Source organism: Ralstonia insidiosa (assembly GCF_008801405.1).
Classification (GTDB): domain Bacteria; phylum Pseudomonadota; class Gammaproteobacteria; order Burkholderiales; family Burkholderiaceae; genus Ralstonia; species Ralstonia insidiosa.
In genome coordinates, this window is record NZ_VZPV01000001.1 from 1,555,538 (window position 1) to 1,568,261 (window position 12,724).

The window sequence follows — 12,724 nt, forward strand, 5'->3', positions numbered from 1 at the left end:
GACACCATGACCACGATTGATCTGAACGCTGACCTCGGCGAGGGCTGCGATAACGACGAGGCGCTGCTTGCGCTGGTGAGTTCCGCCAACATCGCCTGTGGCTGGCACGCTGGTGACGTCAATACGATGCGCCAGACCACGGCCTGGGCGCTGCGCGAAGGCGTGTCGATTGGCGCCCATCCGAGCTTTCCGGACCGCGAGAACTTCGGCCGCACCGAGATGCACCTGCCGCCAGAGGAGATCTACGCCGGCGTGCTGTTCCAGATCGGCGGCCTGTCGGCCATCGTGCGTGCGCAGGGCGGCAAGCTGGCCCACGTGAAGGCGCATGGCGCGCTGTACAACCAGGCATCGCGCGATCGCCCGTTGGCTGCGGCCATCGTGCGCGCGGTGCGTGATTTCGATCCGTCGCTGGTGGTGTTCGGGCTGGCCGGCGGTGAACTGGTCAAGGCCGCGCGCGAGCTTGGCTTGCAGGCCAAGGAAGAGGTGTTTGCCGATCGCGGTTACAACGCCGACGGCTCGCTCGTCAAACGTGGCACGCCCGGCGCGCTGATCGACGACGAAGCCGCCGCACTCGACCAGACGCTGACCATGGTGCGCGAGCAGCGCGTGAAGGCGATTGATGGCACGTGGGTTCCGATCCACGCGCAAACTGTTTGTTTGCACGGCGACGGCGCACATGCGCTGGCGTTCGCGCGACGCATTCGGGAACGGCTGGGCAGTGAAGGGATCACTGTCGGCGCCGGCGCCTGAGCCACGACGGCCCCGTCCTTCCAACGGGGCTTTTTCATCATTTGGGGGGAGCACCACATGAGTACGGCAGTCAATCTGTGGCCACTGATCGGGGTGGCCATCATCATCGTAGGGTTCGTCCTGCGATTCAATCCACTGCTGGTGGTGACCGTGGCCGGCCTGGCGACGGGGCTGTCCGTCGGCATGGACCTTGGCACGCTGTTGGAAACCTTCGGCGAGAAGTTCATCAACAGCCGGTCGCTGGCGGTCTACGTGCTGATTCTGCCGATCATCGGCCTGCTGGAAAGTTTCGGTCTGAAGGAGCGCGCGCAGGACTGGATCTCCAGCATGGCGAGCGCCACCTCCGCCCGCATCCTGATGCTGTATTTCGTGGTGCGCCAAGCGCTGGGTGCACTCGGCCTGACCTATATCGGCGGCCATGCACAAACCGTACGGCCATTGCTGGCGCCCATGGTGGAAGGCGCTGCAGCCGCACGCCACGGCGATCTGCCGCAGCCGATCCGCGACAAACTGCGCGCGCACTGTGCGGCCTGCGACAACGTCGCCATCTTCTTCAGTGAAGATATCTTTATCGCCTTTGGCGCAGTGCTGCTGATGGACGCCTTCCTCAAGGAAAACGGCATTGCTGGCGTGGAGCCCCTGCACCTCGGTCTGTGGGCGATCCCCACCGCCATTGCCGCGTTTCTTATCCACATGTTCCGCCTGGTACGGCTGGATGCCAGCATCCAGCGCGATGTCGATGCCTGGAAGCAAGCCAATCCCTCCAAGACCAATGAGGTGACAGCATGAGCACACTGCTGACCATTAACACCGTTTTCTATCTGATCGGCTTTATCGTGATGCTGCTGGTTGGCATGACACTGCGAGATAAGGGCAACCCAAAACGCCTGACGACGGCATTGTTCTGGTTCCTGTTCGGCTTTGTATTTCTGTTCAGTGACTTGATGGTTTCAACGCTCGGCAAGCCGATGGCGTATCGCATTGTCGGGGTGATCGTTGTGGCGATCTCGTTGATTGCCGGTGCTGGCTTGCTGTCAATCGGCACCTACAGACAGCGCACTGCAGAACAACTCCATGCCTCCGCGAACAAGCTGCGTAATCGGCTGTTTGTGCCGGCGCTGCTGATCCCACTCATCACGGTGCTCTGTACGCTGTTACTCAAGGGTGTCTCCGTGGGTGGCATGTACATCCTGGATCAGAAGCAACTGACCTTGACCGCGCTCTGCGTGAGCTGTGTGTGTGCCATCTTGGTCGGCTGGGGGCTGACCGGTGGGTCGCCGCTGCATGCGGTGCGAGAGTCGCGGCGTCTGCTGGACTCGATCGGCTGGGCGGCGGTGTTGCCGCAGATGCTGGCGATGCTGGGTGGCGTGTTTGTGGCGGCCCAGACGGGCAAATCGGTGCAGGACATCGTGAGCCTGTTTGCCGATCCGAATAACCGCTTCCTGCTGGTGGTGATCTACTGCGTGGGCATGGCGCTGTTCACCATGATCATGGGCAATGCGTTTGCGGCATTCCCGGTGCTGACGGCGGGTATTGCGCTGCCGCTGCTGGTGGTTGGCCAGCACGCCGATCCCGCGCCGCTGGTGACCATCGGCATGTTGGCCGGCTACTGCGGGACATTGATGACCCCCATGGGCGCCAACTACAACATCGTGCCGGCCGCGCTGTTGGAGTTGAAGGACAAGTATCTCGTCATCAAGACGCAGATCCCGACCGCGCTGGTGTTGCTGAGCGCCAATATCCTGCTCATGTATTTCCTGGCTTTCCGCTAGAGAGACGCCATGCCATTCACCGTCGAACTCACCGTCAAGCAGGCTTCGGATCTGGCAGCGCTGCCGCTGCGCTCGCTATATCACGAGTATCCGAACCACATCATGCATCTGCTGAACGGGGTGGAGGATGTGCTTTCGCCGCGCGACATGCATCCGGTGTTCTACGGCTGCTACGACTGGCATTCGGCGGTGCATGGCTATTGGCTGCTGGCGCGCTGTGCGCGGCTGTATCCGTCTCTGCCACAGCAGGATGCCATTACGAAGCTGTTTGACGAGCACTTCACTGTCGAGAACATGCAGAAGGAGTGCGCGTATTTCCAGGCGCCGGGGCGCACATCGTTTGAGCGCCCATACGGCTTCGCCTGGGTCATGGCGTTGGCGCAGGAGTTGGACGTCTGGCAGCATCCCAGGGCCAAAGATTGGCTGAAAGCCATGGAGCCGCTAACGGCAGAAATCCGCAGCCGCATCCTCAGCTACTTCACCAAGCTGAGTTATCCGATCCGGGTCGGCACGCATTACAACAGCGCCTTCGCGTTGAAGCTGATCCTGGATTTCGCGCGGCATCGCCGCGATGCGGAGTTGGGGGAACTGGTGGTGTCCGCCTCGCGCCGCTATTACGGGGAAGACACCAACTATCCGGCGCACTACGAGCCGGGCGGCGACGAGTTCTTGTCAGCCGCGTTGACCGAAGCCTTGTTGATGTCGGACGTGCTGCCGGCCGGCGAGTTTGCCGGCTGGTTTGCCCAGTACCTGCCAGTGCCAGGCCATATCGACCGCCTCCTGGCACCTGCGCATGTCAGCGACCATAGCGACCCCAAGATCGCCCACCTGAACGGCTTGAACCTGAGCCGAGCCTGGTGCATGAAGCGGATTGCTGCGCGCCTTCCGGAAAGCGCGCCAGCCAAGGCCGTGCTGGATACAGCTGCGACGCTCCATATCGAGGCGGGGCTGCCGCATGTGATCAGCGGGGAATATGCTGGTGAGCACTGGCTGGCAACCTTCGCCATGCTGGCATTGGAGCCGGTTCATTGACATAGCGAGCCCCGTTGACCGTCTCCATCGTGCCTGCCGCGCTGCTGGAAACGTCTGATAAGAACGCTGTGATCAAAGCGCAAGTCCCCGCGGCGCTACTGTTGCTTGCAGCCAATATCACGCTCCTGTACTTCCTGATGCCGCACGAATCGTGTTTAATGCATCGCGTGCGGTGCGCGTCACGTCGGCGAGTCGATTGCCGGCGTGCGCCACCAATCGTGATCGCCGCCCAAGGGGGTACCGGGGTGTGCGGTCCTCGACCTCGCATCGCGCTCTTCTCCGGGGGGATTCATGAGCAGCCAGATGACGAGCGGCCGTTCCATGTCGGGACGCCGCTTTTTTTGTGTTCTTGCAACCAGCGCCCTGTCGCTGATTTCGGCCGCACAAGCGCATGCCGAAACGTTCCGCGTGGCCACGCCGTACCCGGCCGTCAATTTTCATACGCAAAACCTGCAGGCTTTCGCCAGCGCCGTGAGTACGGCCACCAATGGTGACCTCAAGTTCGAGGTGTCGCCGAACGGCACGCTGCTCAAGGCAGCCGCGATTTTTGACGGCGTCAAAGACGGCAAGGCCGAGGCGGGCGAAGTGATGCTCTCGACGCTGGCCCAGCGCGATCCGCTGTTCGGTGTGGATTCGATTCCCTTCGTGGTTTCGGGCTACAACGACGCACGCCTGCTGTGGGACGCTTCACGCAGCCGCATTGAAGCGCTGATGAAAGCCAATGGGCTGCGCCTGCTCTACGCCGTGCCCTGGCCGCCGCAGAACCTGTACTCCGAAACACCGATCGCCCGTTTGTCCGACCTGAAAGGACATCGTTTGCGCACGTACAACGCCGCGCAAAAGCGCATTGCCGAGCTGTATGGCGCGCAGGCGGTGCAGGTGGAGGCGGCTGACCTGAGCGCAGCTATCGCCGCCGGGCGTATCGACACGATGATCACTTCGCCGTCGACCGGCCTCGAAACCAAGGCTGGACAGCGCCTGACCTACTACTACAAGGTCAACGCCTGGATCCCGAAGAACGCTGTGTTCGTCAACGAAGCGCGCTTTGCCAAGCTGCCGCCCGCCACCCAGCAGACCGTGCTGAAACTGGCCAAGGACTATGAGGCACGCGGTTGGGATTCGAGCCGCCAGACCTACGAGCACGATGAAGCCGAGCTCGCAAAAAGCGGCGTGCGCGTGCTCAACCCCGACGTGAACCTGCAAGGTGACATGCGCCGCCTGGGCGAGCGCCTGACGCGCGAATGGCTGCACACGGCGGGCACGGAAGAAGTCGACATCCTGTTGAACTTCGAGAACAAGCGCAGCAAGGCCAAGTAAGGCCAACGCGCACTTGGGCATGATGTTCGACGGACGTTTATCATCGTTTTTGTCTTACGTTGCAAGCAGGAGAACGTCATGCCTACCGTCCTCGTCACCGGTTTTGATCCGTTCGAGAACGAACCCATCAATCCATCATGGGAAGCCGTGCGCACGCTCGACGGCCAGGGGATCGCCGGCGCCGAGATCATCGCGCGCCAGTTGCCGACCATCTTCGGTGAATCCAACAAGGTGCTCGGCAAGCTGCTGCAGACGTTGCACCCGGATGTGGTGATCGCCGTGGGGCAAGCTGGCGGTCGCGCCGAGATGGCGATCGAGCGCATCGCCATCAATGTGGACGATGCGCGCATTGCCGACAACGCGGGCAAGCAGCCCATCGACATCGCCATCGCAAGTGATGGACCTGCAGCGTATTTTTCGACGCTGCCGATCAAGACGATCGTGCGCGAATTGCGTGCGGGCGGGGTTCCCGCGGCGGTCTCGCAGACGGCGGGGACGTTTGTCTGCAACCACGTCTTCTATGGGCTGATGCACGCCATCGCCCGTCACAAGCTGCCCACGCGTGGCGGCTTCATCCACATCCCGTATCTGCCGTCGCAGTCTGCCAAGCATCCGGGGCAGCCGAGCATGGCGCACGACACCATCGTCGCCGGCTTGCGCATTGCCATCGAGACGACGCTGCGCACGCTGCACGACGTACGCGAAACGGGCGGCCAACTGCACTAGTCAGCTGCCGCCCGTTTGGGGTGGTGGAGCGCGTGCCGGATCAGTCGGTCAGGCGCGTGTGGCGCTGCAGCTCGATGCGTACTGAAGTTCCTGGCGCAACATAGCCCGAGGTGACAGGCGCTGTGTCATCCAATGCGTGGTAGCGCTCGATTACCTCCGGCGCATCGTAGGTTTTGGCCACCGATCGAGCGGGAGCAGCAGGCGCTGCTGCGCGTCCGGTCGCGCGCGCAAGCGTGCGTGGCTTGGTGGCCGGGTCTGCCAACTTCGAGGGCTCGGGCGCCGCTTCCGCCTTCGGCTTGGCTGCGATATTGATATCGGGTGGCGCTTCGACGCTCGGTACGGCCTCAGTCTTGGCCGGCGCGGTTTCAACCTTGTCGGCGGCCGTATTGGCAGCGACGCTCGGTGCGGTGTCTGCGGCAAATGCGTCTTGCGGCACACTGGGCACGGGCGCCTGCGCGATTGCCGCGTACTGCGTCGGGTCAATGTGGGGAATCGGTCGCTGGCGCTTGCCGGTGTGCGAGCCGATCAACGCTGCAGCCACCGTGCATGCCACCCCGATCGCCAAGACCGTCAAGCGCCGGTGCCATTGCGCTCGCGACACCTGATGCGCGGTTGCGGCCGCAGCCAGCCGTGCGTCGTCTTCTGCGCGCGCCAGGGTGGCGTGGATCGCCCTTACGGCGTGACGCGGCGTGCCAAACGGTGGTGGCACGCGCACGAAGCCCGGTAGGCCCAGGTCGCCGTCAATGGTGAAGTTGAGAGAGTCCACGTCCGTCTCCGCTGATGGCCGCAGAGGGCGCATTGGCCGTGTGCGGTAACAGTCGACATGCTATGAGCCCGCCAGGAGGTGGTCGATCAGACTTCTCCTAAAACTGTTGAGGGATGTGTCGGAGACAGGCGGCCGCCAGCCTGCGGTGCATACCGCAAGCCAGGGGACAAATAGCGTGGAGTGTCTTACGGAGCGGGCGCCCAGTTCGGGTCGTTGAGCTGCTTTTCCAGCAGACGAATCTGCTGTTGCAGCGAATCAACCTGTGCTTTGTAGGCGCGGCGCTCGACGTCCAGGGCCTGGGTTTGCTGGCGCACGGTCTGCTGCTCTTCCAGCATTTTCTGGCGTTGCGCCTTCATGATGCGGACTTCCTGACCCAGCGAGGCAGCACGCTGCTCAGCGGCCTGAGCCTCACGCTCAAGCTGGGCTTTCTGGCCGGCGGTGACGGCGCGGCGCAGGTCATCTTCAGCCCAGACGCGAGTCTGGCGGGCGAGCGTGTCGTACGCGCCTTCAGCCGGCGCGACCGACGCGAACTTGTACACGCGCCACAGTTCTTTGCGATACGACAGTGCGACGTAAGCGGTGGTGTCTTCGTTCACGAGCAGCAGGCTCGTGCCGTAGTCGCCGTTGTAGGTGGTGCGTAGCTCGGTCAGGCGCTTTTGTGCCAGCAACTGCTGCAGTTCGGCCACGGTGCCGGCAGAGGCGGCCGTGGCTGCAGCCGGCGCTTGGGGCGTCGCAGCTTGGGCATGCGCCAATCCGGTACCCGCAACGGAAGCTGCGGCAGCAAACGTGAGAACGGTTCGGCGGAAGACGAGAGACATCGCAAGAATCGGAAATCGGGGCCGACGCGACTATATCAGCTTTGCCCGCGGATTCCGGGGGGATTGGTCAGGCATCGTCAGCGGATGCGGCCGCAGACGAATCGCGTCGTCCAAAGTAGCGCGCCGGGGATTGCCCAAAGTACTGACGGAACATGGCGATGAAGTTGCTGGGCGAGGCGTAGCCCAGTGCGTCGGCCACGTTGGCTACCGGCTCACCGGCGGCCAGGCGTTCGAGCGCGTGGACCAGCCGGGCCTGGCGGCGCCATTGCGCGAAGCCGATGCCGGTTTCCGCCAGAAACAGCCGGTTGACCGTGCGTGGCGACACGCCGGCCCATTCGGCCCAGGCTTCCAGCGTGCGTGTATCACCCGGCGCATCGACCAGACTTTGCGCGATGCGCGCCAGGCGCCGGTCGGTCGGCAGTGGCAGGTGCAGCGGCTCGCGTGGTGCGTGGCGCAGCTCGTCGAGCAGCACCGCGGCAATACGCCGGCTTTCCGGCGAGAGGAATTCGTCGACAGGCCAGGTGACGGCACGGCGCACGAGCGCACGCATGACGTCGCTGATGCCAACCACGCATGGCCGGTCAGGCAGATCGGCGCAGCACGCGGGCGCAACCAGCACGAACCAGCCACTCATCACGCCGCTGATGGTGGCGCTGTGCATCTCGCCGGGGGGAATCCAGCCGGCGCGATGTGGCGGCAGGATCCACGAGCCATGCCGTGTGCGCACGTGCATCAGGCCGCTGTCCACGCAGAAGATCTGGCCGCGCAGATGGCTGTGCCAGTCAACTTCACGCGTGCCGAACTGGAGCCGGTCGTTGCTCTCGGCAGTGCCTACCACGGCGACGATCTCGGGGCCGTCTGTGCGTTCGCTGTACGCCTTGAGGGTGACCAGCTCGGCCGTGGGGCGGGCTGGCATGGCATCGCAGGTGCGAGGTTGCGCGCGCATGTGCGGTTGGCGGGTTTCCAATAGTTTCTGTCCAAACCACGTTATCACGTCTTTGCTGCGGTGCGCGATAGTGACCCCACGGCCCACAGGGGCCGCTCATGGTCCGCAATCCGAGCAGAGGGAAACATGGCAGAAGCATTGGACAGATTCCGTATCTACGACATCTCGGCCTGGCCGATCGTGATGTTGCGCAGTGGCGCCCAGGCGCCAGGGTATGCGCCGCAGTGGGCGCGTGAGATGGAGGCGCTGTTGGCGCGCAACCAGCCGTTTGTGGTGATCCACGGCGTTCAGCAGATGGACGAGGCGCATGAAGATCGCCGGCTGCGTGCCATCTGGCTGAAGGGGAACAAGACGGCGCTTGCCAGGCAGTGCCGGGCGCTGGTCCACGTCGAGCCCGATCCAGTGCAGCGGCTGGCCGTGCGTGCGCAGGCAGCGATTGCCGTGCAGGCATTCAAGGTGCCGATGGTGGTTGTCGCCAGTTTTGATGTGGCACTGGACGCCGCCCGGCGTGCGCTGGGCAATGACTCCGATCAATCGACGCCATTTACGGAGTGGGCCGATGTCTGAACCATTGCATGTGACCATCATCGGCGCGGGACTGGGGGGATTGTGTCTCGCGCAAGGGCTGCGCCGTCGCGGTATCGCCTTCGATGTATTCGAGCGCGACGCCGCCATGGGTAGCCGTCCGCAGGGCTATCGCATCCGTATCGATGCTGCCGGGCAACGGGCGCTGCAGGACTGTCTGCCACCGTCGCGCTACACGCTGTTCCGCAAGACCTGCGCGGTGCCGGCGCGCCGCGTGAACCTGTTCGATCCGCATCTGCGTCCGGTGGATGGCCGTTGGGTCGATTCGTGGCGCGACGACGATGCCGATGAGCCCGCAGACCTGAACGCCCACCGCCAGACGCTGCGCGAGGTGTTGTTCGACGGCATCGGCAAGTGGGTGCACTTTGGGCGCGGGCATGTCCGTCACCGGTCGTGCGAAGACGGGCGCATCGAAGTGACATTCGACGACGGCTCGACGCTTGTGACTGACGTGCTGGTCGGCGCTGATGGCGTGCACTCCGGCGTGCGGGCGCAGCGGCTGCCAGGGACCGAACCCGCATTGACCGATGCTTCCGTCATCTACGGCAAGACGTATCTGACGCCCGCCGCGCTGGCGCGTATCGATGACCGGCTGCCCGGGAATACGACGATCGTCTTTGGCGATGGGCTGGCCGTCATCATCGATGCGATGCGTTTTGCGATGTCACCCGCGCAACTCCAGCCTGGGCTGAGCGAAGTGGAACCGTATCTGTACTGGGCCGTGATCGCACAGAATCACCGGCTGGGTGCGAGTGGCAACGCCGATGCGAGCGTCGCAGGGCTCTCCCTCGGCTGGGCGCGCGGACTGCGTGCGCTGTTTGCCTATGGGGACGCGGCCTCGACCGTCATGCTGCCGGTGCGCGCCACGCAATCGTTGGTGCCGTGGGCAAGCGGCCGCGTGACCCTGCTTGGCGATGCGATCCACGCGATGAGCCCCGCGGGTGGCCTGGGTGCCAACACCGCGCTGACCGACGCGGCCAATCTGGTGGCATGGCTAGGCGAGGTACGGCAGGGGCGTGTGGGACTCGATGCGGCGATTGCCGGCTACGAGGCGGTGCTGCGGGAGACGACTGCCCGCGCGATCGACGCGTCGCGACAAGGCACGGATGTGCTGCTCGGGGCGTTGGCTTGAAAAGGGAGGGAGAAAGGGACTGGCGGAAGCGGTGAGATTCGAACTCACGGATGGGTCACCCCATCGGCAGTTTTCAAGACTGCTGCCTTAAACCACTCGGCCACGCTTCCTTGTACTTCGCTGCGCGTTGCACGCAAGGCCGCCATTGTAGCGGCACATCGCGCAATGCGACAGCCGGCAACCGTCAGTTTTCGTCGTCGGCCAAGAACAATTCCTGCAGATCGTTCAGGAATCGCTGTCCCAGCTCGGTTGGGCGGATCGCCACATGGTCGCGCGAGAGCAGGCCGCGTTGTTCGGCGGCATCGAGTTCGCGCTCGATCGTACGAAGCGGCAGGCCAGTGCGTTCCTGGAACAGCGTGACCGGAAAACCGTCCGTCAGGCGCAGCGCGTTGAGCATGAACTCGAATGGCAGATCCGCCGCGTCGACTTCGCGCTGCTCCTGCACGACGGCCGCGCCGCCTGCTGTTTCGGCCTGACGCAGATACGTGTCCGGATGCTTGTGCCGCATCTCGCGGATGACCCGGTGCGGAAAGCTCAGCTTGCCGTGCGCGCCCGGCCCGATACCAAGATAATCGCCGAACTGCCAGTAGTTCAGGTTGTGCTTGCAGCGTTTGCCCGCCTTCGCATACGCCGAGACCTCGTAATGCTCGTAGCCAGCCGCAGCCAGCCGCGCATGAATCCAGTCCTGCATTGCAAACGCCGCGTCGTCGTCCGGCAACGCGGGCGGGTACTTGGCGAAGTAGGTGTTCGGCTCCAGCGTCAGGTGGTACAGCGACACGTGGTTGGTATCGAACGACAGCGCGGCTTCCACATCGGCCTCGCACTCGGCGAGTGTCTGGCCGGGCAGGGCGAACATCAGGTCAAGGTTGATGTTGTCGAAGTGTGTGCGGGCGATGTCGATGGCCGCACGCGCTTCGGCGGAGCTGTGGATGCGGCCCAGCGCCTGCAGGTGTGCATCGTTGAAGCTCTGGATGCCGATCGACAGGCGGTTCACGCCGCTGGCGCGATAGCTGCGGAAGCGCTCGGCTTCGAACGTGCCGGGGTTCGCTTCCATTGTGATCTCGGCATCGGCATCGACGGGCAGCAGCATGCGGATGTCCGACAGCAGCCGGTCCAGTCCCTGCGCGGATAACAAACTCGGTGTGCCGCCGCCGATGAAGATGGTGTGCACATGCCGGCCCCACACCATCGGCAGCGCAGCTTCCAGATCCTGCCGCACGGCCGCGAGAAAACGTTCTTCCGGAATGCCCTGGTCGGGCTCCGCATGCGAGTTGAAATCGCAGTACGGGCACTTGCGCACGCACCACGGCACGTGCACATACAAGGACAGCGGCGGTGAAGCGGGCAGGCTGATCTTGCCCGGCTGCAGGAAGACGGAGGTGACTTTATCGCCGGTTTCAGCGGCGGTCGCGGAGGGCGTCTTGGCTGCGCCGGCGGGGTGAATCGGAATCATCGAAACTTCAAGCGTTTTCAAACAAGCGCAGCCGTTCGACCAGTTGCGCGAGAGCCTGTGCGCGATGGCTCACGTTGTTCTTCTCGGCCTTCGTCAATTCAGCAGCGGTCTTGCCGAGATCGGGCAGCAGGAAGTAGGGGTCGTAGCCGAAGCCGCCATCGCCGCGCGGCGCGTCGATCACCTCGCCGAACCAGTTGCCCTCGGCAATGATGGGTTGCGGGTCATCAGCATGGCGGACGTAGACCAGCACGCAAACATAGTGTGCGCCGCGGTCGGCCTTGCCAGCCAGTTCTCGCACGAGGCGGGCGTTGTTGGCGGCGTCTGATTTCTCTTCGCCGGCCAGTTGCGCATAGCGCGCGGAGTACACGCCCGGCGCGCCGTCCAGCGCGTGCACGCAGATGCCAGAGTCGTCCGCCAGCGCAGGCAGGCCCGAGGCACGGCTCGCGTGGCGCGCCTTGGTGAGTGCGTTTTCGACGAAGGTCGCGTAGGGCTCTTCCGCCTCGGGAATGCCGAGTGCGCCCTGCGGCGTCACGTCGAAGCCGAGCGGGGCGAGCAGTGCGTTGAACTCCGTCAGCTTGCCGGCGTTATTGGAAGCGAGAACGATCTTGCGCATGGCGACCTTGCTCACAGGCCCAGCGCCTGCTTCTGCAGGCCGATCAGCGTGCGGATGCCCTGGTCGGCCAGGCCGAGCAACGCGTCCATTTCCGCGCGCGAGAACGGCGTGCCTTCAGCCGTGCCTTGCACTTCCACAAAGCCGCCGCTGCCCGTCATGACGACGTTCATGTCGGTATCGCAGGCGGAGTCTTCCGGGTAGTCCAGATCGAGCACCGGCACGCCATCGACCACGCCCACTGACACCGCTGCGACGAAGTCGCGTATCGGCTGTGCGCCCTCGGGCAACTGGCCTTTTGCGCGCATGGCAGAGATGGCGTCATGCGCCGCCACGAACGCACCGGTAATGCTGGCCGTACGCGTGCCGCCGTCGGCCTGGAGCACGTCGCAGTCGAGGTGGATGGTGTATTCGCCCAGCGCCGCCAGATCGAACACCGAACGCATTGCCCGGCCGATCAGGCGCTGGATTTCCTGCGTGCGGCCGGTTTGCTTGCCGCGCGCGGCTTCGCGGTCGGAGCGGGTGTGCGTGGAGCGCGGCAGCATGCCGTATTCGGCCGTCACCCAGCCTTCGCCGCTGCCTTTCTTGTGCGGCGGCACCTTGGGCAGCACGCTGGCCGTGCAGAGCACTTGGGTATCGCCAAAGCACACCAGCACCGAGCCTTCTGCATGGCGCGTGAAGTGGCGGGTAAGGGTGACGGGGCGGAGTTGATCGGACTGACGGCCGCTGGGACGCATGTGGGGTCTCGCTTGAGAAAACGGATAGCCCGACATGATACCGGCCCGCGCTGCCGGTGTAATGCGGGCAGGGCGGGCCG

14 protein-coding genes, 1 tRNA gene and 1 pseudogene are annotated in these 12,724 nt (G+C 64.1%); 9 read left to right on the forward strand and 7 right to left on the reverse strand.

Annotation, left to right across the window (positions count from 1 at the left end; genetic code table 11):
• Positions 1 to 6: 6 nt before the first annotated feature.
• From pxpA to pcp, 7 genes and pseudogenes are all read left to right on the forward strand, one after another.
• Positions 7 to 750: a 5-oxoprolinase subunit PxpA gene (gene pxpA / locus F7R11_RS07430; protein WP_064802339.1), complete on the forward strand. Its 744-nt coding sequence runs from the start codon at positions 7 to 9 to the stop codon at positions 748 to 750.
• A 57-nt stretch (positions 751 to 807) separates the two neighbouring features.
• Positions 808 to 1,539, forward strand: a complete 732-nt coding sequence (locus F7R11_RS07435) for a DUF969 domain-containing protein (RefSeq protein WP_064802340.1) — start codon at positions 808 to 810, stop codon at positions 1,537 to 1,539.
• Complete coding sequence (locus F7R11_RS07440; RefSeq protein WP_064802341.1) at positions 1,536 to 2,522, forward strand: DUF979 domain-containing protein; 987 nt, start codon at positions 1,536 to 1,538, stop codon at positions 2,520 to 2,522. Before F7R11_RS07435 ends, F7R11_RS07440 begins: the two co-directional genes overlap by 4 nt.
• Positions 2,523 to 2,531: 9 nt before the next feature.
• Positions 2,532 to 3,554 carry a DUF2891 domain-containing protein gene (locus tag F7R11_RS07445; RefSeq protein ID WP_064802343.1) on the forward strand — a complete coding sequence of 341 codons (1,023 nt, stop codon included), beginning with the start codon at positions 2,532 to 2,534 and terminating at the stop codon, positions 3,552 to 3,554.
• Between the two features lie 23 nt (positions 3,555 to 3,577).
• A pseudogene (locus F7R11_RS07450) lies at positions 3,578 to 3,694 on the forward strand (5-oxoproline transporter, DUF979 family subunit); the annotation flags it as partial.
• Positions 3,695 to 3,845: 151 nt separating this feature from the next.
• Positions 3,846 to 4,871 (forward strand): TRAP transporter substrate-binding protein, encoded by a 1,026-nt coding sequence (locus tag F7R11_RS07455; protein ID WP_064802345.1) that lies wholly within the window; start codon positions 3,846 to 3,848, stop codon positions 4,869 to 4,871.
• A gap of 78 nt (positions 4,872 to 4,949) precedes the next feature.
• On the forward strand, positions 4,950 to 5,597 hold the full coding sequence (gene pcp, locus F7R11_RS07460) for a pyroglutamyl-peptidase I (protein WP_064802347.1): 648 nt from the start codon (positions 4,950 to 4,952) through the stop codon (positions 5,595 to 5,597).
• 40 nt (positions 5,598 to 5,637) lie between these two features.
• On the opposite strand, the gene F7R11_RS07465 is transcribed toward pcp, so the two are convergent.
• The 3 genes from F7R11_RS07465 to F7R11_RS07475 all read right to left on the reverse strand — a co-directional run bounded on the left by F7R11_RS07465 (position 5,638) and on the right by F7R11_RS07475 (position 8,097).
• Complete coding sequence (locus F7R11_RS07465) at positions 5,638 to 6,363, reverse strand: hypothetical protein (protein ID WP_064802349.1); 726 nt, start codon at positions 6,361 to 6,363, stop codon at positions 5,638 to 5,640.
• A gap of 185 nt (positions 6,364 to 6,548) precedes the next feature.
• The gene (locus F7R11_RS07470; protein ID WP_064802351.1) at positions 6,549 to 7,181 is read right to left on the reverse strand and encodes a DUF2968 domain-containing protein; all 633 of its coding nucleotides are present in this window, start codon (positions 7,179 to 7,181) and stop codon (positions 6,549 to 6,551) included.
• Positions 7,182 to 7,248: 67 nt separating this feature from the next.
• Complete coding sequence (locus tag F7R11_RS07475) at positions 7,249 to 8,097, reverse strand: AraC family transcriptional regulator (protein WP_049286093.1); 849 nt, start codon at positions 8,095 to 8,097, stop codon at positions 7,249 to 7,251.
• A 156-nt stretch (positions 8,098 to 8,253) separates the two neighbouring features.
• Between F7R11_RS07475 and F7R11_RS07480 the strand changes: the two genes are divergently transcribed.
• Together F7R11_RS07480 and F7R11_RS07485 are read left to right on the forward strand one after the other, a co-directional pair.
• Positions 8,254 to 8,694, forward strand: a complete 441-nt coding sequence (locus F7R11_RS07480) for a hypothetical protein (RefSeq protein WP_064802354.1) — start codon at positions 8,254 to 8,256, stop codon at positions 8,692 to 8,694.
• Entirely contained in the window at positions 8,687 to 9,844 is a 1,158-nt protein-coding gene (locus F7R11_RS07485) for an FAD-dependent oxidoreductase (RefSeq protein ID WP_064802356.1), read from the forward strand. The genes F7R11_RS07480 and F7R11_RS07485 overlap by 8 nt, the downstream gene beginning before the upstream one ends.
• A gap of 20 nt (positions 9,845 to 9,864) precedes the next feature.
• On the opposite strand, the gene F7R11_RS07490 is transcribed toward F7R11_RS07485, so the two are convergent.
• From F7R11_RS07490 to rph, 4 genes are all read right to left on the reverse strand, one after another.
• Positions 9,865 to 9,954, reverse strand: a tRNA-Ser gene (locus F7R11_RS07490).
• A 74-nt stretch (positions 9,955 to 10,028) separates the two neighbouring features.
• Entirely contained in the window at positions 10,029 to 11,297 is a 1,269-nt protein-coding gene (gene hemW, locus F7R11_RS07495; protein ID WP_064802358.1) for a radical SAM family heme chaperone HemW, read from the reverse strand.
• Positions 11,298 to 11,304: 7 nt separating this feature from the next.
• Entirely contained in the window at positions 11,305 to 11,910 is a 606-nt protein-coding gene (rdgB, locus tag F7R11_RS07500; protein WP_064806221.1) for an RdgB/HAM1 family non-canonical purine NTP pyrophosphatase, read from the reverse strand.
• Positions 11,911 to 11,921: 11 nt separating this feature from the next.
• Positions 11,922 to 12,644, reverse strand: a complete 723-nt coding sequence (gene rph, locus F7R11_RS07505; RefSeq protein ID WP_064802360.1) for a ribonuclease PH — start codon at positions 12,642 to 12,644, stop codon at positions 11,922 to 11,924.
• Positions 12,645 to 12,724 lie beyond the last annotated feature (80 nt).